This window comes from Paraburkholderia sp. GAS206C, assembly GCF_050435645.1.
In the GTDB taxonomy this organism is placed as follows: Bacteria; Pseudomonadota; Gammaproteobacteria; order Burkholderiales; family Burkholderiaceae; genus Paraburkholderia; species Paraburkholderia phenazinium_B.
The window spans coordinates 532,854-557,474 of the sequence record NZ_JBNDKR010000006.1 but is presented as its reverse complement, the minus strand read 5'-3'; the positions used below and the strand labels follow the sequence as shown (position 1 = coordinate 557,474).

At 55.9% G+C, this 24,621-nt stretch carries 21 protein-coding genes; 4 read left to right on the top strand and 17 right to left on the bottom strand.

The annotated features are described in order from the left end of the window. Positions 1-195: 195 nt before the first annotated feature. From P3T20_RS19730 to P3T20_RS19695, 8 genes are all read right to left on the bottom strand, one after another. On the bottom strand, positions 196-954 hold the full coding sequence (locus P3T20_RS19730; protein WP_429287588.1) for a hypothetical protein: 759 nt from the start codon (positions 952-954) through the stop codon (positions 196-198). A 375-nt stretch (positions 955-1,329) separates the two neighbouring features. Next, positions 1,330-1,695, bottom strand: a complete 366-nt coding sequence (locus P3T20_RS19725; RefSeq protein ID WP_429287587.1) for an ASCH domain-containing protein — start codon at positions 1,693-1,695, stop codon at positions 1,330-1,332. A 150-nt stretch (positions 1,696-1,845) separates the two neighbouring features. Continuing rightward, the gene (locus P3T20_RS19720) at positions 1,846-2,241 is read right to left on the bottom strand and encodes a nuclear transport factor 2 family protein (protein WP_429287586.1); all 396 of its coding nucleotides are present in this window, start codon (positions 2,239-2,241) and stop codon (positions 1,846-1,848) included. 774 nt (positions 2,242-3,015) lie between these two features. Next, positions 3,016-6,702, bottom strand: coding sequence for an SIR2 family protein (locus tag P3T20_RS19715; RefSeq protein WP_429287585.1), 3,687 nt, complete (start codon positions 6,700-6,702; stop codon positions 3,016-3,018). A 100-nt stretch (positions 6,703-6,802) separates the two neighbouring features. Then, a complete protein-coding gene (gene csx15, locus P3T20_RS19710) occupies positions 6,803-7,198 on the bottom strand; it encodes a CRISPR-associated protein Csx15 (RefSeq protein WP_429287584.1) in 396 nt (131 codons plus the stop codon). Further along, the gene (locus P3T20_RS19705; protein ID WP_429287583.1) at positions 7,195-8,712 is read right to left on the bottom strand and encodes an esterase/lipase family protein; all 1,518 of its coding nucleotides are present in this window, start codon (positions 8,710-8,712) and stop codon (positions 7,195-7,197) included. Before P3T20_RS19705 ends, csx15 begins: the two co-directional genes overlap by 4 nt. Before the next feature lie 447 nt (positions 8,713-9,159). Further along, the gene (locus P3T20_RS19700) at positions 9,160-9,984 is read right to left on the bottom strand and encodes a hypothetical protein (protein WP_429287582.1); all 825 of its coding nucleotides are present in this window, start codon (positions 9,982-9,984) and stop codon (positions 9,160-9,162) included. A 3-nt stretch (positions 9,985-9,987) separates the two neighbouring features. Further along, the gene (locus tag P3T20_RS19695) at positions 9,988-11,070 is read right to left on the bottom strand and encodes a competence protein ComEC (RefSeq protein WP_429287581.1); all 1,083 of its coding nucleotides are present in this window, start codon (positions 11,068-11,070) and stop codon (positions 9,988-9,990) included. 341 nt (positions 11,071-11,411) lie between these two features. Here P3T20_RS19695 and P3T20_RS19690 point away from each other — a divergent pair, with 341 nt between their 5' ends. Next, the gene (locus P3T20_RS19690; protein WP_429287580.1) at positions 11,412-12,011 is read left to right on the top strand and encodes a recombinase family protein; all 600 of its coding nucleotides are present in this window, start codon (positions 11,412-11,414) and stop codon (positions 12,009-12,011) included. 272 nt (positions 12,012-12,283) lie between these two features. Here P3T20_RS19690 and P3T20_RS19685 read toward each other — a convergent pair whose 3' ends face one another. The 9 genes from P3T20_RS19685 to P3T20_RS19645 form a co-directional block, all read right to left on the bottom strand. Further along, entirely contained in the window at positions 12,284-13,756 is a 1,473-nt protein-coding gene (locus P3T20_RS19685; protein WP_200569582.1) for a hypothetical protein, read from the bottom strand. A 24-nt stretch (positions 13,757-13,780) separates the two neighbouring features. Then, positions 13,781-14,569, bottom strand: a complete 789-nt coding sequence (locus P3T20_RS19680) for a hypothetical protein (RefSeq protein ID WP_200569585.1) — start codon at positions 14,567-14,569, stop codon at positions 13,781-13,783. 557 nt (positions 14,570-15,126) lie between these two features. Then, positions 15,127-16,137 carry a tyrosine-type recombinase/integrase gene (locus tag P3T20_RS19675; protein WP_429287579.1) on the bottom strand — a complete coding sequence of 337 codons (1,011 nt, stop codon included), beginning with the start codon at positions 16,135-16,137 and terminating at the stop codon, positions 15,127-15,129. 438 nt (positions 16,138-16,575) lie between these two features. Then, positions 16,576-17,961, bottom strand: a complete 1,386-nt coding sequence (locus P3T20_RS19670; RefSeq protein ID WP_074264852.1) for a replicative DNA helicase — start codon at positions 17,959-17,961, stop codon at positions 16,576-16,578. A 193-nt stretch (positions 17,962-18,154) separates the two neighbouring features. Next, the gene (gene rplI / locus P3T20_RS19665; protein WP_074264853.1) at positions 18,155-18,607 is read right to left on the bottom strand and encodes a 50S ribosomal protein L9; all 453 of its coding nucleotides are present in this window, start codon (positions 18,605-18,607) and stop codon (positions 18,155-18,157) included. Between the two features lie 27 nt (positions 18,608-18,634). Then, on the bottom strand, positions 18,635-18,910 hold the full coding sequence (gene rpsR, locus P3T20_RS19660; RefSeq protein ID WP_074264854.1) for a 30S ribosomal protein S18: 276 nt from the start codon (positions 18,908-18,910) through the stop codon (positions 18,635-18,637). 2 nt (positions 18,911-18,912) lie between these two features. Continuing rightward, entirely contained in the window at positions 18,913-19,212 is a 300-nt protein-coding gene (priB, locus tag P3T20_RS19655) for a primosomal replication protein N (protein WP_074264855.1), read from the bottom strand. 52 nt (positions 19,213-19,264) lie between these two features. Further along, positions 19,265-19,642, bottom strand: coding sequence for a 30S ribosomal protein S6 (gene rpsF / locus P3T20_RS19650; protein WP_074264856.1), 378 nt, complete (start codon positions 19,640-19,642; stop codon positions 19,265-19,267). A 201-nt stretch (positions 19,643-19,843) separates the two neighbouring features. After that, positions 19,844-20,755 (bottom strand): LysR family transcriptional regulator, encoded by a 912-nt coding sequence (locus P3T20_RS19645; RefSeq protein ID WP_074264857.1) that lies wholly within the window; start codon positions 20,753-20,755, stop codon positions 19,844-19,846. Positions 20,756-20,921: 166 nt separating this feature from the next. Between P3T20_RS19645 and gcl the strand changes: the two genes are divergently transcribed. The 3 genes from gcl (at position 20,922) to P3T20_RS19630 (ending at position 24,577) form a co-directional block, all read left to right on the top strand. Then, the gene (gene gcl / locus P3T20_RS19640) at positions 20,922-22,697 is read left to right on the top strand and encodes a glyoxylate carboligase (RefSeq protein ID WP_074264858.1); all 1,776 of its coding nucleotides are present in this window, start codon (positions 20,922-20,924) and stop codon (positions 22,695-22,697) included. Between the two features lie 104 nt (positions 22,698-22,801). Next, positions 22,802-23,611 (top strand): 2-oxo-tetronate isomerase, encoded by an 810-nt coding sequence (otnI, locus tag P3T20_RS19635; RefSeq protein ID WP_074266095.1) that lies wholly within the window; start codon positions 22,802-22,804, stop codon positions 23,609-23,611. A gap of 57 nt (positions 23,612-23,668) precedes the next feature. After that, positions 23,669-24,577, top strand: a complete 909-nt coding sequence (locus P3T20_RS19630) for a 2-hydroxy-3-oxopropionate reductase (protein WP_074264859.1) — start codon at positions 23,669-23,671, stop codon at positions 24,575-24,577. Positions 24,578-24,621: the final 44 nt, after the last annotated feature.

The following is a 24,621-nucleotide window of genomic DNA, read 5'->3' as shown; positions in this document are numbered from 1 at the left end:
CCCTGCTCGTTGCCGAGCAGGTCAGTGTTCTACGTGGGTCAATATTCGATGCAAATTACTGCGCGGGGTGGGTCAGGATTCCGTGCAAATCAACACCCTGGGATCACCGGGCGCTTACCTTCTTCCGCTATATGAGAGGGATGACTCCGACTTCGTAGCCAGCAGACCTCCCCGTTTCCAATCACCGTCGCTGTTTCAAAGCTTCGATCGATCAGGTGCGACCGAGAGAAGTCTGCTGATGCGCCATGCCTGGTGGTATGCCGCGCACCAGATCTCGAAAACCAAATTTTTCGCGAAGTCATGCTGTTGCCCTGGCGGAATCGGCTGGGATGGGAGCCCCTGGATCACGTTCTCAACTACTGCTACTGCATGAACCATATTTGCGACTTCGCGCTTCCGACCAGCGAGGATCAACCAGATCGACCAACCAAACCAAAGCGCAAATAGTGCGGTGACGCCGACCGTGCCGATCTGCGATCCATAACGCTGGCTGAACGACTGATGGCTGTTTTCTGAATCCAGATAGTGCTGATATGCGAACGGCCTAGCGGAGATGCCGGCAGCATTCGTTGAGACCACCACATCGGGCGCCGACGCCCCTTTGAAATAGAGAAGGAGCGTTCGCGCAGGCGCGAACGCTTCGGTGCGGTTGATGCTCTTCAGAGGAATGGAGATTGAAAGCGTCCCATGCTTTACAGTCTGCGTGACATTCTTCTCGGCGTCGAAATCCTCCGCAGGACCATTTCCGATACGAAAGGTCTGTAGCACCGGCGGAGAGTCATCTCGCGCTGTCGCATCGATCTGAAGATCCACACTAGCGATATCGCGCGCGCTGAAATCCTGCAGTTCGACTTTGACAAGGCTCAAAGCCTTAAGAGAGTTCCCCTTCTCATCTTTGTACGACAACGTAACGCCTGGAATCTGAAAGAACCCAGTCACGTTGTTTTCTTTCACTATCTGGAAGTCAACATACCGCGTCGCTTGGTCGCTCGCAGATGAAGCTAGGTTCGCGTACATAGTTGAATAGTATGTTCCGATTGCGGCGAGCACGGCTGATAGGGCCATCGAGATCAGAAAAGTTGCCTTCGACTTCCATGAAGATGGCGCAACTGCGTTAGGCGTCGACATAATTGTCCCAAATCACTTGGTTACGGCACGCCGCACAAAATCTTTAGGTGTGTTCCAACAGAAGGCCTACTTGCACCCTACGGCTCGACTGTCGACGAATCACGGACGGCTGTCGAACGTCCGGTTTTGGCCGAACCACGTCCGACGACGGAATCACGGTGCGAAGCGATACGTCATTTTTCTGGATAGCGGGCGACGGACCTATGCTTCTAGGGTTGCGGTTAACTCCAAAGCATAAATCCCCCGCTTTGCGACGCATTGAACAGCCGGATCAATCGTTCGCACATTCCGCAACTCCCAGCAAATATAGCCCGCACACCATTCCTTGCCTTGCGAAAGAGCCTCTTCTGGCGTCCAATCATGCGTCCCAACGACGTCGACCAATGCGAGAGCGACGCCTTTAGGGTCTTCCTGCCCGTCCTGCCGCAAGAAAACACTGTTTTGCACCAGTACGAGGTCAATTAGAGGGAGCGCAGGAGGAGCCCATGAGCGAATTTCTACAAGCTTCCTTCCCTCCAATATGTCATCGACGGCGGGCGTCACAATCGACAGCGCATGATGTGGCATTGCATGTAACCTTTGAAACATGGAAACAGCGGAAGTCTAACGACGGTTTAGAAAAGATTGTTGCGGATTCCCGCGATCTTGTCGAAGGTCCGCAGTTGGCCGGTTCGCGGCGGTGGTCTAACCGGCACAACGCCGGCTATACGCGGTCACCTACTCGATGCGCTCGACAAGATGCGCACGATTGGCGGGGGCGGCATATGACTCCGGCCAATATTCAACGATGCGAGTGATTTTGCCGGCTTCGACTGAGAAAAACGATACGGCTCGCGCGGTCATAGATCCATCGGTAACCGTCACATCGGATACTGCTTCACTAACCGTGTTAGCCACGACTCTGTTCACTGCGAAGCGCCACGGACCCTGCGCAGGGTACTCCGAGTTCATCTGTGCGAACCGCGCGGCACCACGGATGCGTTCGTTCGACTGGGGCCATTCAAGGATAAATTGCTCACCTAACACCGCCTGCACGGATGCAAAGTCGTTTGAACCCATGAGCGTCCAAAACTCACGGACGAGCACCGAGATATCGTTAGTGTCTTCTGTCATGGTTGCTGCGTTCGGCAAATTGAAGGACGTGTGATTCGAGATTGTCAGCGATTCCGCCGCCCGTGTCGAACGTCTCCTGTTGGCCGGTGGCTGTCGAATACGAACAGATGATCAAGATTTTTCGCGGCGCTACAATCGCACGCCGCGACGAAGCTGGAGGACGTATCTGCTGGCGACCCATGTGAAAAATGCGGCCAAAACTACTCCACCGGTACGGGAGAAAAGCGATGTGTGTCCCGGGGCGAATCCTGCTGCAATATAGAGACCTGCGACGCCAAATACAACGCATCCTGTGATTGCGAAGACCGACACAGAAGTTCTCGTTTTCATATGCGCTTAGTCCTTGAGAGAAGCCGCTACCGGCTGATGCGGGTGCGATGCGACGCATTGCTTTTATCAGCCCTGGCCTAACCGGCGTGCCCACCACCGTCGGATGAGGAGTCGAACGAATGTGATGACGAGGGATGGTGGCCACCATGGGAAGACGAATTCGTCTGACCCACGTCGTGCACGTGTGGGTCGGAAGTCGTCAAAAAATCAGATAGCGCAGAGGAAGAAGTTTGCGATGATCTAAGCCGTCTCCGCTTGCCGCTAAACAGGCGCTTCAGGAACTCAAACATCAGCCGTCCTTTTCTCTCGACTCATTTCAATCTGTTCGATTCAAGAATACCCAACTAGAGAGCAAACGTCGCCCCGATCCCCCACCCTCCCGAGCCTAACGCACGAGGAATTCGAAATGCTGGACACCCCGTGGACGACATCATCTGTTCACACTTAAATGTGGTTCACGCTAAAGCGAACCTCGGGCAGAGGATCACATTTCGCTGCGTTGATCCATTCGCAGAGAGTACCATCATCGTCTACAAGTTCTCGAAGCACCATTGCTAGCTTCACACACTCGACACGGGTAAGTGAAACCGACACGGCCTTTCGGCTAGCTATATCAATATCGGCATACTCTGTTTCAACCAAAAGGTCACCCATCGCTCTCATCAACCGAACTGGATGCGCGTCCTTGATGAATCCGTCTTTCAGCAAAACAAGCGCCACGTCCAAGAGAGCGTGCAGTCCATGCTCGTGTCGCGTCTCGATGGTCGAAATCAATTGCTCGATGAGAGCGCTTGGAAGTTCAGGCAATACCCGATCCTTAACAAGCGCTGCCCAACGCACGAGAGCCGCCGTTGCGTTGCTGACGCGCTGATGCACGGTGCCCACCAATCCCCTTCGTACCATCATTGCAACTTCGTCGATCATGCTGGGAGTCGCCACAAGAAAGTAAGGGAGGCCGGCGAGACCGTGCCACGCTTTCGTACCAGATATAAACGCCAAAAGCGCGCGTGCCCTGTGCTCGGTTCGACTGGAATCGTTCATATCTGGTATAACAGCGTCCATCAGGATGACGCCGATATGGCTTAGCACACTATCTGTGAAATCGGTGACCATAGACGTCCCGAACGGGTCGTCGGCATCGGCTTTCATGGGTGTCCAACTTACCATCTGGTCAAAGAGCCGAACTGCCTGATCTTCACCCAATGTCAAACCAATTTGTTTGGCATGTAGCAGCGATATTAGGTGAGACTGTTTGTCTGCGAGGACGCGGGAGTCCAGTGGCTCTGGTAAAGCAAGAATGGCTTGCAGGTCGACACCGAACACTCTCGCTCGTACACGGGATATTGCGTCAATACCATCGGGGGACGGTAGTTGAGCGATCGTACTGAAGAGCAAATTGGTTGTAGAAGGAAGTGCATTCTCCTGCTCATCTGTTTCGGACCATAACGAGTCTCCAAAGGCAGATTCCTCCTCGGCCGTTAGCACTTTGCGAATCGCAAGGTAAGCAAGACGCAAAACTGCCTCTTCTCGTGCAGGCTGGCCTTTTTGTGCTGCTTGTATGAGTTGATTGACACGATGCTTCCATCGCCCATCATCTTGCGATCTGTCTGGTATCGACTCCCATGTGGCTTCGACAATCGATGGCCAGAAACGTTTCTCAACCTTCTTCTCGTCAGAGAGCGGGTACTCCATTGAAACGAGTGCCAGCTTACCCTGTCGTTTCTTTGAGAGTGCTGCCAGCGCGTAATTTGCAAGCTCGCCCAGTGCCTCGAGCAACCAATGGTGCCAAATGAGCGAATCCGTCGCGAGTTCAAGCGCGCGTTCGAATGCACGTTGAGCCTCGTCCTCCGACATTCGGACTGTCAGACGCGACAGAGCGGTCAAGTGTAGTCTTAGTTGATCCCCAGCATGCATCAGGTCGTCTCGATGCTCAGGGCTTTGCGACACTTTTATGAGGTCAAGCCAGTAGGAAATCGCCTGATTTACGACCAAAATAAGTGCATCGCTCACCGCAGATGACAGCTGTGCAATCGCAACCCGCCCGAAGTACCGGTCGAAAGACTCGTCGCGATGGCTGTGTAGCGCACGAAGCAACCAAACATACCAACCAACGGTCTGCTGATAGGCTACATTAACACTGCTGACTACAGCTTCACTACAAATTCCGACATTGTTAATACGTATTGGCAGCCCCGCTACCTCAATCAACTGGTCGAGCTCGTAGAGTACGTAAAGCGCGCCTCCCCGACCCTCTCCTGACGAGTCTCGATAGTGTCCCGGTTCGAACAACGGAAGGACCTCCACGTCGTTTTTACGCTGCTTGGCTTCAATTCCTTGCGCGTGATTTTCAATGTGCTCGATTTCTTTCAATGGATCAATCAGAAGTTCTTTGAATTCTCGTGGTCGTGTCGCGTCGAATCGCCGTTTGACATTCGCTGCATCCACCCCATGGCTCAACCAGGCAGCCCATCCGAGTCGGGCTTTAATCCAGAGGGAAAAGCGATCTAGCCTATGTCGCTTATCCAGATCGACGGTCGCATCCTTGATTAGCTTCGTCGCTTCAACGTAGTGCCCGATTTCGGCATGTAGGGCAGCGCGACGTATCCGCCAGATCGGATCGCCCGAATCAAGCGCAGCTAAGCCCGTTGATAGCGCATGGAGGTCCAACCGATCTCTGGCACGCAAACATCTCTGGTATTGAGCTTCCATTCTGATGGCTTCATCAGTTAAAGTACTGGCCTCAACAAATTTTCCCCACCTGTCCAAAGCAACGTCGTCGTTGGAGAGTCTGGCGGCCCGCATCAGCGCAACCGCAAAATAGCAGCGAAGATTGGATTCAAATTCAGTCCCTGCTACTTCGAGGAGCTGTGTGATGGCATGGACCAGTTGCTCGGGTAGTGGATGGAAGCCCGTCGTGCGACGCCATAGAAGTTCATAAAGGATTTCTACTCGTCGCGGATAGTCGAAAAGCGCGAGCACTGGTGAACGCAAAAGCCAAGCCTCGTCACCGCCATATTGAAGGCTTTGGCGAAACCGTCGTGGACAGACGAACCACCCAGGATACCGCTCCCGGTCGGCTTTCAACAGCGCCGCCGTTTTGTCGAGCAACTCGGCTGCGAAAGCGTCGTCTTTGTGAACACGCTGAAACACACCGGTTCCCGAGCTACGGAGGGGATAGAGGCTGGATGGTGTCAACGGCCATTCATGCAGTGGAATGGGTTTTGCCGCCGTGAGTGCGTCAAAGAAAAGACGCGTCGCGGTCTCATGTCTTTCCGCCGGAGAAACACTGCCGACGATGGGTGCAAAGTCGATCGGCGCAATATTGTGGAACTCGAGGAACTTCCGTCTCGCGGGTGGCAAGTCAAGATTCCCTACGAGGTAGATTCGGCGAGCACTCCCCCCTAGTTGATCGCGGACCCAACCGGCCCATTGCAGAAAATTCGGATCATCGCCGGAAAAACCCAAGAGACACAGTTCGTTCTCGATAAATATCTGCCGTGCAAGATTAACAAGAGCCGCGTGCTTGGCGGGATAGGTCCGATAGTCCTCCTCAGCAAATATCAGCGGCCCAACATCTCCTATTGATCCGTGTAGCTTAACAATGCGTGGCGATCTTGCGTGCGGGAGGTCTGCTTCTGAACGGACAACATCATATGTTGCGTCTACCGAACCTTCCGCCGCCCTCTCAAGAAGAGTGTCCCAGTTGGTCGTCAGAATATCGGACCAAGGAAATTCCAAGAGGTCGGCGTGCAGTCGGCCGGGTAACCATGCGCGATCTGGAAATCGCGTACGGATGAAGTCATCCATGGCGGCTTGTCCGAAATACGTTCTATATTCCTCGGCGATCCTTAGCGGATTTGTCGGAGCCTGCCGTGTTGCGCCGGAATAGAGTTGATCGACTAGATCGCGGGCGAGATCGAACCAAAGCGGCGGTGCGGGTGTATCCACGCCAGGGCGGATCGCATTCTTGGAAAATCCGGCGCCGACCAAAAGCGCGGCGCCTCGAATGGATCCATTCCGCCATAGCGCACGAGCAAATTGCTGGAGAGCAGGATAATCTGGTAGTTTGGCTAGATCGTCGATCATGATCGCTTGGAATTGTCTTTCAATCGGTGGCCTCTGTCCGACCAACTATGCCAGTCGGACCTTCAACTACCTGCGGTCCCTCGATGGCGAGAAATCAGCTGATGGCTTCTCGACGCTACGGATCGCGGACATAGCTCAACAACGTCTATGAAAGCTTGTTTGGTCGCGCTGTCCGGAATCTGCGCCCCGAAGTCCGCATCGCCTGAGTGTTAATGCTGTACTCAAATTTGGGAAGATATAGTCCATCTTCTGACAGCTCCAGATAGCAGAGCTTCGGAAAATGACCGAGCATTCCGTGCAAAAAACTGGCTAACAAAATCGCGAGTGTTGATTGTCCGGGCGGGATGATCGTGATGGAAACACTCCCGTTCAAAGTGACGTCCAGATCATCCAATACTATCCGGATCTGATCGTCAAGGGCCTGCTCGAAGTCGAATTCTGGCCAATGCGCTTCGACAATCCCCTCGAACGAATCCCTGAAAATCTCCAGAGCTTCTGCGGAGAGGGTATGCCCCGAAAAATTGATCAGATAGCTACTCATGGTTTTTCCTCGAAAAGCTGTTCCAGACCCAGTTTTACTAACTCGTGCAAAATAGAACTCGGATATTTTTGTGAGTGATAGGTTCGCTGGTCATGACCCTTGATGTTAAATATTATCGTCTGCTCATCAAACAAATATATCGAACTGGAATTTGAGACCTTCTGTGTCTGTCGAATATGAATCGAAGCATCAAGCCGGCTCTTGTTGGTAAGCTCGTTTTTGAGCCAGTCGACGCCAGATTTTTTGTTGCTGGAAGCGTACGAAATTATCTTAATATCGGAGCCCGCCTCAATGCGATCCTTTAATGTCGTGATTATGTTCAATAACTGCTCTCGATGTTCCGCACGAAAATCATCCGGGTGATCAAAGGAGTGCAAGTAGATTCGCGCATAGCCGCAAAACTTCAAGCGCCCCACGATCCTGCCGAACCATTCGTTACTGTCCATCGTCTCAAACAAGACGGACGGGCTAGGATGGCCACTCGCTCCTTTCCTATGACCAAGAATGTAGCGGTCCGGGAACGAGTTGCTCCGCGAGACTGCGTCTTCGTCCGTCAGCCGTCCCAAAGCCGTTTGCAAAGCTGCAATCTGCTCGCTGCTGGCATTCGAACCAAAAATTTGCTTCTCCAATTCCCGATACGAGTGGCCTTCTGTTGAAAGAATGCCTCGAATGCGGTTCGGCAGATCGCGGAATGTCTCCAGTTGCCTTCGGGCTTCCGCAAGTTCGGCGCTGAGCGCTACCTCTGGATCTTTCGGAGCAATCGCGGTCATATCAATGAGAAACTGTCGCAGCAAGCGGTGTTGAATGCTGTCTCCGCTGCGCGGCTTGGCGATAGTTATATGGTCGGACCCTGGCACCTTGAACGCCTCACCAAAATAGCGGTGAGCACTGAAACGGGTTACAACCTGACGGAAGTTGACCCATTTCCGAGATTCCAGCAGCTTGTCCTCGATCAATTCTTTACCCTTTATCTTCAGGAGTCTGCTTTCCTTCAGGTCGTAAAAATCCTTGTCGAGACCTTTCAACCAGGCATTCTTTTCAACGGTCCTGAGGCCCTCCGCTTGCGAGTGCTTGAACAACGTGGCCAGTGGTGCGAAAAAATCGGCGTACGAGGATCCGAGCGATGGTGAAGCAACCAAAAACAGGCCTATGCTTTTGCCCGCAAACCAATCTCTCGCGCTCACGATGGCGCGACGGGCCACAATGCCGCCCATACTGTGACAAACAAATGTGATCGATTCGAAATGCTTCGATGACTGCAATTTCAGCGATTCTTTCAGCGCGTCCGCAGCATCGTCGATAGAATAGTCTTTACTCCAGAAATCAGTCTGGTATTCGAAAGTGAAAATGCTGATGTTTTTCAGGGTTGGGTCGATCCTGAGTAGCTCTGGCCAGAATATGCCCGCTTCACTGGTCCACCCGTTTTTGCTGGTCGAAAGCACGCCGTGAACGAAGATAACGGACGCGTTCGAATCAACTTGCCTGATAGTTTTTAGTCCGAGTTCTTCTGACATAATCGGTGCTCGATAGATGTTGCGTCTTGCGATACCCGCCAATGATACCAACGCGGACGACGTGCGGTCCCGGGCACAATGACCGGATCCCGAAATCACTCGTGCTACGTCACTTGTCGACCATTGTGTCTCCGAGTCGGCGGCCACCGCTTGCGCAACCAAGAAAGGGCACCCACTTGCAGCAAGACAGTGACATCGCGCGCGGCGTCAGCCCCGAGCTCTACGATCACGTTGCCGCCCGGAGACGTATCATCGATCCAGTTGTTGAGTCGGCAACACGAGGGAGCAAGCTTACGTCGTATGAATCTTGGTTTCGAGTACTCTCAAATTATTGAACGGAATTTTATGGTCGAGCCGACAGTGGTACGCGCGCTAGGCCGTAGCGTTGCCCACGCTTTCGAGCGTGGCGGGAATGATCTGAGCGATCACGCGGCGGCTATTGCCAACTCAAACATCGGGCGCAGCGGGCTCGTCCGCGTCGGCTTTGTGTGCCTGAACTGCTCTGGCGCGATGCCTCTGTTGCTTGACGGCGGGAAGTGCTTCAAAGAGCCGCTCGGCGTAGGTGTACGCGATGCGTTTCACGTGGCCCTGTGTGAAATATAGCCAGGATGCAAAAATCGCCAACGAAACGAAGGTTGTTATGCCTCCTGCCGCCCCCGGGTTCAGAATTTTCTCAGGACGGAACTGAAGCGGGGGGAGTTGAGCCACGCCGCATCGGAATATTCCAAATAGCATTCCGAGAACACTCGTAGCCAGACCGAGCGGCTTTATGCCGAGCATGTTGCGGTGAAAGCCGTAGGCGATATTTTCCTTAAGCAAAAGCGCGTGTTCCTTTCCTCGCGTGAGTTCTCGTATGTGGCGTGCGACCCCCGTATAAACGCGATCAGCCGAAATTGAATCGCTACTTTCTTCTTCTGCTGTCGGCAGTCTTACCCCCAGCTTTGATTCAATTGCTGCCCGATACCGATTCTTGGTATAGCTATCAAGATAGTCATCGCTGTGGCGAAGGATGATCGTTGTCGGCAGGCCGCCCCATTTTCTCAATAGCTTTTCTTCTAGTCGTTTGCCCAGCCCTCTCGCGACGCTCGCCAGTCCGTAAATTGCTCCGCAGGAGGTCACCAAGGTAACGAGCGCCGTCAAGATCGGATCTTTTGGGCCGAGGATCCAAAGGAGTGGCACTAATAATGGGAGGGCTGTGAGCAAACCTGGAAAGACTCGCGCTTTTTGCTGATACGGATCCTTGACCAGTTCCAAGAAGGCTTGGATTGCCATTGCTCATAACTCCTCTTGCTCATCCGGATATTCCGATTGCGCAAGGGGCGTCCAGCCGGAGCGAGTGATGCCGCTTGACACACAAATCTGACGGCCCTCCGTAGCACCGAACCAAGCGCCGCGATGGATCATCGCGCGGATCACTACTTTTCGAGGATGATGTTCGTCTGCTTTTGCCGAGCTACAAACCGCGTTCCAAGTCGTCGAAGCGGGCGCATTCGCTAGTGGGGCACCGAGCCACCGATTGAGGATTGGTGTATCGACATTGTGTCGGCCACCATGGTGGGGAACCTGAAATTCCTGGATGCCCGGTAGGGCTAATCCGACCATTGGGGCGTAGTCTGCTGCTTCGGCTAGGGCTGCGCGGCCAGCATCGCCGGTCAATAGAATTCGGCGATTATTAATGAGCGCGTATTGAACAACACTCATCTCGTTTTCACTGCTAGTTCCACTTGTCGGGAAGGCTTCCGCGCCCCAAACCGATTTCACGAAGTTTGTGGCGGACTTAACGACCTTCTTAAGTTCATCTAGGATCGAGGAGAGCGAGATTGCGTTGTCCTCCACGGCTTCGGGTGTTTTGTCGGAATCGACTATGAGGTCTTTGTACCGGGAAGGCGAAGGGGCGAGAACGTGAAACGGCCCGATCGTAGCGCCTTGCAAAGGGCTCTTAATCGGGATGCCTTTTTCCAGAGCCAAGTCTTCGAGAGCAGCCGTTGCGGAATAAATGGAACGTAGTTTGCTCTTCAGCGCATTGACGGACTCGTAATTTTCGAAGCGGCCAATGATCTCATCAGCGTACAACCAAGGGCGATTGATCCACAGGGTACCGACCGAACAGTTTTCCAAAACTTTACGTAGACCGTTCGCGTGGTCTTGGTCGGGGTGTGTCAAGACGACGTGATCAACATGTGTAACCCCGTAGAACGTGCTGAGGTGATCTACGAGCGCATCACCGGTATCCAGGTAGCCGCCATCGACCACGTGAACCCCGGTCACACCGTTAACGGTATAGCGAATAGCGAGTGCATCTCCGCTCTTGTCCGTCTCTACGGGCAAGAAATCAATCTCATAGCTGTCGGCCATCATTACTCCGCGTCTCTCAGTTTTTTCGTTTGTCGCCCCGCCGGTTCTGGTTCTGATGCTCGCGGGGCACGCCGCGCGCAATTTTCATGCCGCGCGGTTCACGCAGAGTAGTCACAGCTGCATACCGTTGTCAAGTCAAGAGCGCTGAGCGCGTACGGCGCGCGGAAGATCCCGGAACAGCGCTTTGGAGGAGGAAAGCTGAGCGGCGGGTGGCACATCATTGGCTTAATAGGGTACACCGTACTGAGCCAGCGGCCAACGGGCTGGCAATTGGATCAATAGGGTCAACCGTCAAATTGATCCATGTTATAATTGATCCATATACTCAAATGATCCACGACACTATGCGCAAGCTCTACTACGGGCGGATTTCGACCACGGACGGACAGTCCTCAGTAAGCCAGTACGACGACGCCAAAGCCCACGGTGTGCAGGATAAGGACGTTTTCATTGATGAGGGCGTGAGCGGCTACCACGTCGCGCCCGACGCGCGGGAGCAGTGGTGCAAAGCCGAGCATGATCTGCGGCACGGCGGCGTTCTCATCGTGCGCTGGCTCGACCGCATCAGCCGCCGCTACGACGAGCTACACCGGACCATGCGCCGACTGATGGACCTCGGTGTTCGCGTCGAATGCACGCTCAACGGGATGGTGTTCGACGGCAAGGCCAAAGACCCCATCGAGAAAGCAACGCGAGATGCTGTGCTGGCCTTCATGGCCGCGCAGGGCGAAGCGGACTACCGCAACCGGGCAGAAATGCAGCGTCGCGGCGTGGCGATTGCGAAAGCGGAAGGAAAATACAAGGGACGCGTGCGATCCCATGATTACGCTGCAATCAAGGCATGGCGGGCGGAACGCGGCGCGAGTATCCGCGTGACTGCCGAGGAGTTCGGCGTCGGCACAGCTACGGTCAAGCGGGCGTGCGCCGAGGACATGCAATCTTAACTGGTAGCCAACCACGCAAATCAATGCGGAAGTATATTCGAGCTCAACATCGACACCGAGACTGACGCAGTCTATGTGATCACAGGTGCGCGCACTGAGCCGCTGTTTGGCGAGCAAATGACCGGCGGAGACGCGCTGCCGATGGTGCCCAAAGCACCCTCCTACGCATCCCCAGCGGTCGCCCAGCTTCAATACGGCAATGACCCACACATATTTTTACCTCGGTCTCAGGCAACACTTCGCCGATGCTGTGGACCGATCGACGCGAAGATTTACATCCAAACAGCCTGTCCCACCACACTTCGAATCCGCTCCAACCATTTGTCACCGATCGTGTCAACCTGAAGCAGTTCCGAATCAGACGCCTCGGCCAGCTGTCCAATTGATATGAAACCCTCTTTCTTCAATTCTTGAATTCTGCCTTCTGTTAACCCATACGGATACACATTGGATTTCTCGAGTGTGTCGATAGGAAGGTCCAAAATCTGGAGTTTTCCATCTAACAAAGGTGCAGGCTGCTCAATTTCTATGATGCCGCTCGATGCGTGAATATCCGAGGGTTGCTCGGGATTTGGATTTTGCCATTCCTGAAACAACTCTCGAGTTAAACGCGATGATTGAATAAATTCCAACAAATTAGCCAAATTGAGCGAAAAGCGCGGCCCGCGCCCACCCGAGCGCATCGCGCGGCTTGCCTCGCGCTTCGAAAGAAAGCCGGCATACTCCAAAATTTCAAAAACCTTCGATAGTCGCTGGACAATATCTCGATGCACGATGACCGTGGTCGACTTATTTTGCCCGGCGGCATGCCGAAAAATCGTCTCAGCCAACTGGCGGGACGTCTCGACGAGTGGCTGATATATGCCTAGCTTAGGTTCAAGCTCCTCAAGCAGTGGCCAGTAGTAATCCGATGCAAGTTCCTTGAGCACAGCTTCCAAAGCGGGCAAACCAGCCCCGTCGACAGCGTCTAGCTTGCCGCAAGCGATAACGAAACCGCGCATGTTCCCGACGACGGTCCTTCCTAGAAAGCTCGCCGTCGCTTTTGCTCCTAGAGCCCGTCGCGCCCCTAACCTGCTGTGCAAATCGGGAAAACGGGCGTGCAAAACTCGGTCGAAGAATTCTTCGTAACCCGCCCCCCGTTCATCACGAGCTAAATCGAAGACCGTCGCATCGTTATACACATCGAAACGAATTCCAAACCGAGTAACTCCTGGATAAATAGATGCTTTACAGGAAATTTGATTGTTAGAAATCGTCCTAAATATTCCGAAAAACTCCTCCAACGAGGCTTCTCGCCCTATATGTGCAACGTCATCAAACAAAAGAACTATTCGCTTTCCGACACGATCAGATAATGTCCGAAGTTCATGCTGCAGGGTACTTACGTCGCCGATGGATGGAAACAGCGATGCTGATAGCCCGTACTGCGCAAGCGTCCTAGCAACCTCGCGGGCCAAAAGATGACAAAGCAGCTTTTCATACTCCTGTCCGCTACTTCTGAGCAGCGGCACGTGTCGCAGGCTCAAATAGATCGCGATCGCGCCAGACTCCGGAGATTGTAGTCGTCTACTGGCTTCGATCATCAAGGCGCTCTTTCCGCTCCCTCGCCCCCCCTTGACGAGGACCGGTCCATGCGCACTCAGAGCTCGAATGACTCGCTCCTCATGCGCTAGGAATACATGCAGCTTATCGAAGTCCCCGGGCGGGCAATCTTCGGCAGCCAAGACAAGAAGTTGATCATCCATGAAAGTGCGTCCCGTGCCCAACGTCTATTGACAGTCGAATTTTTTAACCAAAAATAGAAAATGTGAAATCGCATTTTCCTGCGAAATTCTTCTCAAGGCGATATCAGTAAAATGTGAATATAGCCCTGTGGTAGCAGCCACTGCTATAGCTCCCGAAACGGCAGCCGTTATTTCCTCCACGGACAATCCGGTTGTATTCCCTTTGAAGAACTCAAAGTGAATACCCTTTGATAAGCTAGAAAATGATTCTCCAGCTTTTTTCCGCAAGGTTGAAAGGACGTGTGTGCCGCTTTCGTATTTTAAAAGCGAGATTATCCATTGAGGCAACTCGGCATCCCCCGCGGTTTTGTCCGTTAGACCTTCAATGGCTTTGACATGTGCCGAGCCAAATAGGTAGTCGGCCAAATGTCCGTCGAGCATCGCACGATGAAGAGTTTTGCTCAGGGTCTCCTGAGACCAGAGTCCCGCCGCAGTAGGCTTAACATCAGGAAGCACATCTTTCGACCAATAAAATGAAGATGCATTTTTGCTTCCGATCAAAAAATCTGGACTCGATGATCCCTTGACGATCGATATGAATCTGATAGGGTCCAATCTTGCGAGTGTGGTCGCAAGACTTTGCTCCAACATAAGGCGGGCACACGTCGGGGCGATTTTAACGAATTCCGGATCGCCTTTGTTGTCCCATAGATGCGCTAACTCGGCCCCATGTTGCTGCAAGGAATCCCCAATAGCCCTCATTCCTCGCGTGAAATCGGCATCGGGGAGCAAACTATCTTGTTGACCGACAGCGAGGCTAAACAACTCGTTCATTGGAAAATCCCCGAAACGCTTTTATTTTTACAAGCTGCAAGCTCTGCTCGAAGGTTCTCCCACCAAGCGCAGGGAAGAAGTCATCTGCCATGTCTGCAACGAAATGAGGCTTATTCGTCCGAGCATCGGTTGACTGAACCATTGAACTACCAACAGTACCGTATGGGACTTTACCCTGAAGGCTGCGCTATTCAAAGCGCTCAGTTGCGCTGGAATCAGAACCGTGGTCCAGCGAGCTCACAAATCCGGCACCTTGACGCATCGCAGTTGTGTCTCCATCGAGTCTCTTGCTGGTGCCATCCATAGGCGCGGATAGATCGCCGTCGTCTGAGTTGAGGTGTGGTTGTTCAGGGACGGCGCATCGGTCCGGCACGCAGCCCTCCATCTCTCGACCTCGAGCCTCGAAGAATAATCCGAAGGTGTCCTTTTACTTCGCCTTGTTCGGCGTACCACTCGGTTGTGGTGGTGGCGTTGGCTGAACAGGTGTGTTCGGCTTCACAGGTTGCATCTTCCCGCCGAGATTTTCCGGATCAACCAAGCTCGCCCACTACCATATCTTAGGCAGATACAGTTTCGCCTATCACCGAAATGCGATTGAGCCGTTCAACGATATTGTCGGTGAATGCTCCATAATTCGATTGGATGATCGCGACACTCGTGCCCGTCAGCTCGGCCACCGTGTAAACGTCAATGCCCTGTGCAATTGCCTCGCTGATGTAAGTGTGTCGCATACAATACAAAACTGCGTCCTGCAAACCGGCAACTTCCCGAGCCTCCCGGAATACCTTCCCCCAGACGGCAGCAGTCCAACGCTGCGCCTCTGCTGTAGTCAACAACGGCGCATTGGCAATCTTATCTTTGGCCTGCATCGCGAAGAATTCGCACGCCCTGTCCGACAGCGGCACCTTGCGACTGCCCGTCTTGCCGTTGAGCATCAAGACCCCCGCACTACGGTCGAAGTCGGCCACATTGGCGCTCGCAACTTCGCCCGGCCGCGCTCCAATGTGCAGCAATGCAATCGCGAGCGTGCGCAAATCGCCAGGCATCGCCTGAAGTAAACAAGTACGTTGCTCAGCCGTCAACCAGCCTTTGCGGCGGGTACCAACATCAGGGAATTGATTGACCTCCTTCCAACCCGCGTCGCTCGAAACAAGTTTGAGTCGCGCCTTGGCATAGTTCAACGCCGCTTTCAACGACTTGAGGTTGCGGTTTATGGAATCCTTGGCGCGCTTGTAGCTTTCCTCATCATCGGGGGAAGCATCATCTAATTGTGCATTGCGCCACCGTTCGACATCCAGAGGGCGCAGCCTTGCGATGTTGACCATTCCGATGGGCTTCTCATAGACCAATCGCTTAAATCTGCCCTCGGCGTCGTGAGCGGTCGCTTCACCCTTCTCCATACGCCGATTCTCGACATATAGGCGACACACATCGGCGATCGTTTTCCTGTCATGGTGCACACCCGCCGCCAACTCATCCGCCCACCGCTCAACCCCTTTGCGCGCCTCGTTGTATTCGCAGAGTGCATCACCGAACGAGCTGAACTGGTATTTGCCACCCTCGCTCATGCGACGTCCGATCCAAGTGCCCGCCCCCGATTCCAACTTACGGTACCCGACGTGAACACCCGTGCTTATGCGCTCCCAATACGGCTCACGGCGCGGCGCAAGTTTGGCGCGCGCCGTTTTCGTCTGAATGCTTATTTTCATCGTGCAAAACCCCGACTAAGTTCCGTATACGGATTTTATACGGAAAGTCACTGCCGGACGAATTCGAACTAAATAGAACAAACTTCTTAATTATCAATGTCTTACCTAACCCACCGCGAATCTCCCCGAACGGCGTCGGACAGCATATTTTGCCCTCGGTGGGCATGAATCGACCGAACATTGGAATCCCGGGAATTGGTCACATTGCGACTGACATAAAACCGCAATATTGTACCGTCCCCGGGATGGGGTCGCACTCTCGAAAATGCCGCTAAAGCCGCCGCGGCAGGTTGCTCCTTACTCCGCGTAGAAGTTTTGCGCACCCGCAAAATTATCGAACTTCGTGTATTGGCCATGAAACGTGAGGCGAACTGGACCGATCGGGCCGTTACGCTGTTTGCCGATGATAATTTCCGCCGTGCCCTTGTCCGGACTATCCGGGTTGTAAACTTCGTCGCGGTAGATGAACAGGATGACGTCGGCATCCTGCTCGATAGCGCCCGATTCCCGCAAATCCGACATGATTGGACGCTTGTTCGGACGCTGTTCCAGGCCCCGATTCAACTGCGACAGGGCAATTACCGGCACGTCGAGTTCTTTGGCAAGACTCTTCAGCGAACGGGAAATTTCCGAAATTTCTGTCGCGCGGTTTTCACCGGACGACGAGCCGCTCATCAGCTGCAAATAGTCGATGATGATCAGACCCAGCTTGCCGCACTGCCGCGACAACCGGCGCGCGCGCGATCGCAGTTCCATCGGGTTCAGACCGCCGGTTTCGTCGATGAAGATTTGCGCTTCGCTCATCTTCTGCACCGCGTGCGTCAGCTTCGGCCAATCCTCGTCGGTGAGACGGCCCGTACGCATCCGATGCTGATCGAGCCGGCCAACCGAGCCGAGCATACGCATGGTGAGCTGGGTGCCCGGCATTTCCATTGAGAACACCGCCACCGGCAAGCCGTACTCCACTGCCACGTACTCGCCCACATTCATCGAGAACGCTGTTTTACCCATCGATGGCCGCCCCGCGACGATGATCAGCTCGCCGCCGTGCATGCCCGAGGTCATCCGGTCGAGGTCGACGAAACCCGTCGGCGTGCCTGTCACATCGCTCGGATTGGCGGTGTGATACAGCGTGTCGATCCGCTCGACCACCTGCGTGAGCAGAGGCCCGATTTCCAGGAAGCCCTGCGTGCCGCGCGCGCCGTCTTCGGCGATCGAAAACACCTTCGATTCGGCCTCGTCCAGCAGTTGGCGGACTTCTTTGCCCTGCGGATTGAACGCGTCTGCGGAGATTTCGTCCGCGACCGATACCAGCCGGCGCAGCACCGCGCGATCGCGCACGATTTCTGCATAACGCCGGATATTCGCCGCGCTCGGCGTGTTCTGCGCCAGCGCATTCAGATACGCAAGGCCGCCCACCTCCTCCGCCTTGCCCGAGGTGCCCAGCGCTTCATAGACCGTGATCACGTCGGCCGGACGCGTCGCCGCGATCAGCTTGCCGATGTGTTCGAAGATGATGCGGTGGTCATACCGGTAGAAGTCGCTTTGCGACAGAAAATCGGCGATGCGGTCCCATGCGGCGTTGTCGAGCAGCAGGCCGCCCAGCACCGATTGCTCGGCCTCAATCGAATGCGGCGGGACTTTTAGCGACTCGATCTGGGGATCTTTGGACGGTGCGTTCATGGGATGGAATTATCGGGGTAAATGAGCGCGAAGGGAAAGCTAAAACATATGCCTTTCCAGGCCAAAACCTGCCAACAAAAAAGGCAGGGGCCGGTCACCCGGCCCCTGCCTTTCACCGGTGAGACTACCCGGCAAATATTGCTTCGATGCTTACGCGGTCAGCTTAGACGCGGTCGGCTTAGACGCGGTCAGCTTAGACGTGTTCGCCCAGCACCGACACCGTCACATCGACGAGAACGTCGGTGTGCAGCGAGATTTGCACTGCGTGGTCGCCGACCAGCTTCAGCGGGCCTTCCGGCAGACGCACCTGCGCCTTTTCCACTGCGAAGCCTTGCTTGACCAGGGCTTCAGCGATGTCGGCGTTCGTCACCGAACCGAACAGACGGCCGTCGACGCCAGCCTTCTGAGCGATCTGAACCGTCGAGCCTGCCAGCTTTTCGCCTTGAGCTTGAGCAGCTGCCAGCTTTTCAGCCGCAACCTTTTCCAGTTCTGTGCGGCGGACTTCGAATTCAGCGATTGCATCCTTCGTTGCGCGGCGTGCGTGCTTGTTCGGGATCAGGAAGTTACGTGCGTAACCGTCCTTCACCTTGACGATGTCGCCCAGGTTGCCCAGGTTGACGACTTTTTCCAGAAGAATAACTTGCATTCCGATGCTCCTTGTCGCGTCGTCGGGTTAGGCCTTGTGCTGGTCGGTGTACGGCACGAGCGCGAGGAAACGCGCGCGCTTGATTGCCGTATCCAGCTGGCGTTGATAGTGCGACTTCGTACCCGTGAGACGCGCCGGCGTGATCTTGCCGTTTTCGCCGATGAAGTCCTTCAGCGTTTCGATGTCTTTGTAGTCGATCTGATCGACACCAGCTGCCGTGAAACGGCAGAACTTCTTGCGCTTGAAGAGCGGATTTTGTTGCTGACGACGCTTGTCGAATTTCTTACCAGTCGGGCGGGGCATGTTCAGTCCTTTCCAATGTCCTGCAATGCTGTGATGTGAAATACCAGGGTTCTGGCGTTGCGGCTTTTCTTCGCCAGGAAGCCGGTGAAGAGCGTTTCCACGCCCATCGCACAGCTTTCCAGCTTGCCGCTCGCCTCACCGGCCGCCACCGCCGGCATCGTCAGTTCAACTTGCCGGGCGATGCCGGCTTCGACGACTTCAGTGCGGTGTTGCAACGTGCAGCTTGCGATCGGAACGCCGGCGGGGGTGTACCGCACCGGTTCGCGTTCAACGACGCTGGCCGTAAGTTGCAGCCGATTCATATACCTTTTGGCGAGAGCGACGCTTTTGCCTGGTAGCTTAAATTAGTGTGTCTTAAGCCTGCGCTTCCGACGGCTGCGTAGTAGCAGCTGCCTTCTTGGCTTCTTCGCGCTGCACTTCCTTCATCATCGGCGACGGGCCGGTTTCGGCCTTCTTCATCTTGACGATCAGGTGACGCAGAACGGCGTCGTTGAACTTGAATGCGTGTTCCAGCTCGTCGAGCGTGGCTTGATCGCATTCGATGTTCATGCAGACGTAGTGAGCCTTCGCGAGTTTCTCGATCATGTAGGCCAGTTGGCGACGGCCCCAATCTTCGATGCGGTGGACCTGGCCACCGTGCGAGGTGATCGTGGTCTTGTAGCGCTCGATCATGGCGGGCACTTGCTCGCTCTGATCGGGGTGCACAATAAAGACGATTTCATAATGACGCATACACACTCCTGTGGACTTGTGGATTAGAGCCACCCGGGCGTCTGAACCGGTGTGGCAAGTGAGAAGCCGAAGATTGTAGCCCGAATGGGGACGGGTTGCAAGATATCCCGTTAATTTGCCGCGTGATTCGGGTGTATTTTCAAGGGTTTAGGGTCATCTGGGGGCTCCGCGGCCGCCTGACGGTACGCGCTGCGCGCCCGCTCAGGCCTCGCCGCTCCAATATCCAGGCCGGGCATAGACCTCTTTCAGATAGTCGATGAAGTAGCGCACCTTGGCCGGCACGTAGCGCTGCTGCGGGTACACAGCGAGGATGTCGTAGTCGGGCAGCGCGAATTCATCCAGCACCGTTTCCAGTTCACCGCGTACAAGCTGCTGCTGGATTTCCCACGTCGAGCGCCAGCCGAGGCCCAGCCCTTCCGAGACCCAGCGGTGCAGCAACTCGCCGTCGTTGCAATCGAGCGTGCCGCCTACCCGCACTGTCGCCAGCTTGCCGTTGCGCCGGAAGTACCAGCCGCGGTTCTGGCCCCCTTGCAGATTGAAGGCGAGGCAGTTGTGCTGCGGCAGATCTTCGAGCGTCTTCGGTCTGCCGTGCTTGCGGAAATATTCGGGCGTTCCGCAGACCACGCGGCGGTTCGAGGCCAGCTTCACGGCGACGAAATTGGGATCGACCGCGCCGCCGATCCGGATCGACAGGTCATAGCCTTCGCGCACCAGGTCCACCACCCGGTCGGTCAGATTGAACGACAGCTGCAGTTCCGGCTTGTCCGCAAGAAACGGCGGTGCGAGCGGCGCGACATGTTTGCGGCCAAACGCTGCCGGCGCCGATACGATCAGGTGCCCACTCACCGCCCGGCGGCCCGCCGCGAGCTCGTTTTCCGCCTGATCCCATTCCGCCAGCAGACCGCGGCAGCGCTCGAGAAACGCCGCGCCGTCTTCGCTGACCACGAGACGCCGCGTCGACCGGTACATCAGCTTCACACCGAGGCGCTTTTCCAGCGCGTCGATGCGCCGTCCGAGAATCACCGGCGACACGCCCTCCTCCAGTGCCGCGGCGGCCAGACTGCCCGCGTCGGCCACCCGCACGAAGGTTTCGATCTGCTTGAAGCGGTCCATTTTTGTCTCCTTTCCTGCCGGGCTGCCGGCTCTCGCCGGTCACCGCCATTCCATACTTTTTGTTTCGAAATAAGCGACCCGGACTGATCTTATCAAACCTTTGGGTGAGGCCTAAAGTCTGTCTCAACCCCCTCGATCCGCGTTCAAAGACATTCAGGAGACATTCATGGCCAAGATGAGAGCCGTCGACGCAGCGGTACTGGTGCTCGAAAAAGAAGGCATCGACACCGCCTTCGGTGTGCCCGGCGCCGCTATCAACCCGTTCTACTCGGCCATGCGCAAGGCAGGCAACATCAGCCACGTGCTGGCGCGTCACGTCGAAGGTGCATCGCACATGGCCGAAGGCTATACGCGTGCTCAACCGGGCAACATCGGCGTGTGTATCGGCACGTCAGGCCCCGCCGGCACCGACATGATCACCGGTTTGTACTCCGCTCAGGCTGACTCGATTCCTATTCTGGCTATCACGGGTCAGGCGCCCCGCGCGCGTCTGTACAAGGAAGATTTCCAGGCCGTCGATATCGAATCGATCGCCAAGCCCGTCACCAAATGGGCCGTGACGGTGCGCGAGCCGGCGCTGGTGCCGCGCGCGTTCCAGCAGGCCTTCCATCTGATGCGCTCGGGCCGTCCGGGTCCGGTGCTGATCGACCTGCCGATCGACGTGCAGCTCGCCGAAATCGAATTCGATATCGACACATATGAACCGCTGCCGGTCTACAAGCCGAAGGCGAGCCGCAAGCAGATCGAAGCGGCCCTCACGCTGCTCAACGACGCCGAAAAGCCGCTGATTGTCTCCGGTGGTGGCGTGCTCAATGCCGCCGCGGAAGACCTGCTCGTGGAGTTCGCCGAGACCGTGGGCGTGCCGGTGATTCCGACGTTGATGTCATGGGGCGCGATTCCCGACGACCACCCGCTGATGGCCGGCATGGTCGGCCTGCAGACCTCGCACCGCTACGGCAACGCGACGATGCTCGCCTCCGACTTCGTGCTCGGCATCGGCAATCGCTGGGCGAACCGCCATACGGGCAGCGTCGAGGTCTATACGAAGGGCCGGAAGTTCGTGCACGTGGACATCGAGCCGACGCAGATCGGCCGGGTGTTCGGGCCGGACCTCGGCATCGTGTCTGACGCGAAAGCCGCGCTCGAACTGTTCGTCGAAGTGGCGAGGGAATGGAAAGCTGCCGGCAAGCTGAAAGACCGCAGCGCGTGGGTTGCAGACTGCCAGCAACGCAAGCGCACGCTGCAACGCAAGACGCACTTCGACAATGTGCCGATCAAGCCGCAACGCGTGTACGAAGAGATGAACCAGGTGTTCGGCCGCGATACCTGCTACGTGAGCACGATCGGCTTGTCGCAGATTGCCGGCGCGCAGTTTCTGCATGTCTACAAGGCACGTAACTGGATCAACTGCGGCCAGGCTGGGCCGCTCGGCTGGACGATTCCCGCAGCGCTCGGTGTACGCGCCGCGGACCCGCAACGTCCGATCGTCGCGCTCTCCGGTGATTACGACTTCCAGTTCATGATCGAAGAGCTCGCCGTTGGCGCGCAATTCAAGCTGCCGTACGTGCATGTGGTGGTGAACAACTCGTACCTCGGGCTGATCCGCCAGGCACAGCGCGCCTTCGATATGGATTTCTGCGTGCAGCTCGCGTTCGACAACATCAACGCGCCGGAAGTGAACGGCTACGGCGTCGATCACGTCGCAGTGGCGGAAGGACTCGGTTGCAAGGCGATCCGCGTGTTCAAGCCCGAAGAGTTGAAGCCTGCCTTGCAAAAAGCACAATCGATGCTCTCCGAATTCAACGTGCCGGTGATCGTCGAAGTGATTCTCGAGCGTGTGACGAACATCTCGATGGGCACCGAAATCGACGCCATCAACGAGTTCGAAGAACTGGCCATCAAGCGCGAAGATGCGCCGAGCGCCATCAGCATGCTCGATTAAATCTGCCTCGTTTCACCTGTCCGGTCCGGCGGTTCAGCGTGCGATTCGCGCTCGACCGCCAGATCGAAGCAGCTTCATTGACCGACCAGCGAGACCCCAGCACCATGCCAAAATTTGCAGCCAATCTCACCATGCTGTTCAACGAAGTCCCGTTCCTCGACCGCTTCGTAGCGGCAGCGGACGCGGGCTTCAACGCCGTCGAGTTCCTGTTCCCCTATCCGTACAAAGTGGCCGAACTGGCCGAACGTCTGCAGCAGAACCGTCTGAAGCTCGTTCTTCACAACCTGCCCGCCGGTAACTGGGAAGCCGGCGAGCGTGGCATTGCCTGCCTGCCGGATCGTATTGGCGAGTTCCAGGAAGGCGTGGGCCGCGCCATTGAATACGCGAAGGCGCTCAAAGTACCGCAACTGAACTGCCTCGTCGGCATTCCAGGCCCAGGCGTCGATGCCGGCCGCGCTCACGCGACGATGGTCGACAACCTCCGCTTCGCAGCCACGGCGCTGAAGAAAGAAGGCATCAAGCTGCTGGTCGAACCGTGCAATTCGTACGATATCCCAGGCTTTGCGTTAAACCGTTCCTCCGAAGGCCTCGATGTGATTCGCGCCGTCGGTTCGGACAACTTGTTCCTGCAATACGACATCTATCACATGCAACGGATGGAGGGCGAACTCGCCGCCACCATCAAGAAGAACCTGGCGTCGATCGCGCATATCCAGCTCGCCGACAATCCGGGCCGCAACGAACCGGGCACGGGTGAAATCAACTACCCGTTCCTGTTCGATCTGCTCGATTCGCTCGGCTATGACGGATATATCGGCTGCGAATACAAGCCGCGCACGACGACTACCGAAGGTCTGGACTGGGTGCAGCGCGTAGCCGGCCAGGCACGCGGCGCGGCGCATGTCGCTGCCTGATCGAACAGATCGCCCTCCTCAACACTTCGCCCCCAAACCCACTGGAGACATAGACACATGGCAAAGATTGGATTTATCGGCCTCGGCATCATGGGCGCGCACATGGCGCGCAACCTTCTCAAGGGCGGCCACTCGCTGTTCGTGAACGGCGCGTATCCGGTGCCGGAAGACCTGAGCAAGACGACCACCGTAGTGGCTAATTCGACGGCCGTTGCACAGGCTGCCGACATCGTCATCATCATGGTGCCGGACACACCGGACGTCGCCAACGTGCTGTTCGCCGACGACGGCGTCGCCAACGGTCTCGCGAAAGGCAAGCTCGTGATCGACATGAGCTCGATCTCCCCGCTCGACACGCAAGCCTTCGCGAAGAAGATCAACGCGCTCGGCGTGGATTATCTCGACGCGCCGGTTTCGGGCGGCGAAGTCGGCGCACGTGAAGCGTCGCTGACGATCATGGTCGGTGGTCCGGAAAAGGCCTTTGCACTCGCCAAGCCGCTGTTCGAACTGATGGGCAAGAACATCTCGCTGATCGGCGATAACGGCGCGGGTCAGACCTGCAAGGTCGCGAACCAGATCATCGTCGCGCTGAACATCGAAGCGGTTGCAGAAGCGCTGCTGTTCGCTGCGCGTTCGGGCGCCGATCCGGAGCGCGTGCGCAAGGCACTGATGGGTGGCTTCGCGTCGTCGCGGATTCTCGAAGTGCACGGCGAACGGATGACGAAACGTACCTTCGATCCGGGCTTCCGCATCGAACTGCATCAGAAGGATCTGAACCTCGCGCTCGACGGCGCACGCAAGCTGGGCATCGCCCTGCCTCATACCGCCAGCGCACAGCAACTGTTCAGCGTGTGTGCAGCGAACGGCGGCAAGGCATGGGATCACTCGGCAATGGTGCGCGCGCTCGAAATCATGGCGAACTTCGAAGTGGCTCAGGCACCGGGCAAGGAAGCGAAAGCGGCTTGATGCGATTGCAGGGATACACGGATACGCTGCTGAAGCGCCTCTGG

What these genes read in the sequence shown, in the direction of transcription:
- P3T20_RS19630 (WP_074264859.1), top strand. Translation starts at nt 23,669, where the DNA reads ATGGCAAAGATTGGATTTATCGGCCTCGGCATCATGGGCGCGCACATG.
- csx15 (WP_429287584.1), bottom strand. Translation starts at nt 7,198, where the DNA reads ATGAGTAGCTATCTGATCAATTTTTCGGGGCATACCCTCTCCGCAGAA.
- P3T20_RS19720 (WP_429287586.1), bottom strand. Translation starts at nt 2,241, where the DNA reads ATGACAGAAGACACTAACGATATCTCGGTGCTCGTCCGTGAGTTTTGG.
- rplI (WP_074264853.1), bottom strand. Translation starts at nt 18,607, where the DNA reads ATGCAAGTTATTCTTCTGGAAAAAGTCGTCAACCTGGGCAACCTGGGC.
- P3T20_RS19690 (WP_429287580.1), top strand. Translation starts at nt 11,412, where the DNA reads ATGCGCAAGCTCTACTACGGGCGGATTTCGACCACGGACGGACAGTCC.
- P3T20_RS19685 (WP_200569582.1), bottom strand. Translation starts at nt 13,756, where the DNA reads ATGGATGATCAACTTCTTGTCTTGGCTGCCGAAGATTGCCCGCCCGGG.
- P3T20_RS19705 (WP_429287583.1), bottom strand. Translation starts at nt 8,712, where the DNA reads ATGTCAGAAGAACTCGGACTAAAAACTATCAGGCAAGTTGATTCGAAC.
- P3T20_RS19645 (WP_074264857.1), bottom strand. Translation starts at nt 20,755, where the DNA reads ATGGACCGCTTCAAGCAGATCGAAACCTTCGTGCGGGTGGCCGACGCG.
- P3T20_RS19700 (WP_429287582.1), bottom strand. Translation starts at nt 9,984, where the DNA reads ATGGCAATCCAAGCCTTCTTGGAACTGGTCAAGGATCCGTATCAGCAA.
- P3T20_RS19725 (WP_429287587.1), bottom strand. Translation starts at nt 1,695, where the DNA reads ATGCCACATCATGCGCTGTCGATTGTGACGCCCGCCGTCGATGACATA.
- priB (WP_074264855.1), bottom strand. Translation starts at nt 19,212, where the DNA reads ATGAATCGGCTGCAACTTACGGCCAGCGTCGTTGAACGCGAACCGGTG.
- rpsR (WP_074264854.1), bottom strand. Translation starts at nt 18,910, where the DNA reads ATGCCCCGCCCGACTGGTAAGAAATTCGACAAGCGTCGTCAGCAACAA.
- P3T20_RS19675 (WP_429287579.1), bottom strand. Translation starts at nt 16,137, where the DNA reads ATGAGCGAGGGTGGCAAATACCAGTTCAGCTCGTTCGGTGATGCACTC.
- P3T20_RS19695 (WP_429287581.1), bottom strand. Translation starts at nt 11,070, where the DNA reads ATGATGGCCGACAGCTATGAGATTGATTTCTTGCCCGTAGAGACGGAC.
- P3T20_RS19670 (WP_074264852.1), bottom strand. Translation starts at nt 17,961, where the DNA reads ATGAACGCACCGTCCAAAGATCCCCAGATCGAGTCGCTAAAAGTCCCG.
- rpsF (WP_074264856.1), bottom strand. Translation starts at nt 19,642, where the DNA reads ATGCGTCATTATGAAATCGTCTTTATTGTGCACCCCGATCAGAGCGAG.
- otnI (WP_074266095.1), top strand. Translation starts at nt 22,802, where the DNA reads ATGCCAAAATTTGCAGCCAATCTCACCATGCTGTTCAACGAAGTCCCG.
- gcl (WP_074264858.1), top strand. Translation starts at nt 20,922, where the DNA reads ATGGCCAAGATGAGAGCCGTCGACGCAGCGGTACTGGTGCTCGAAAAA.
- P3T20_RS19680 (WP_200569585.1), bottom strand. Translation starts at nt 14,569, where the DNA reads ATGAACGAGTTGTTTAGCCTCGCTGTCGGTCAACAAGATAGTTTGCTC.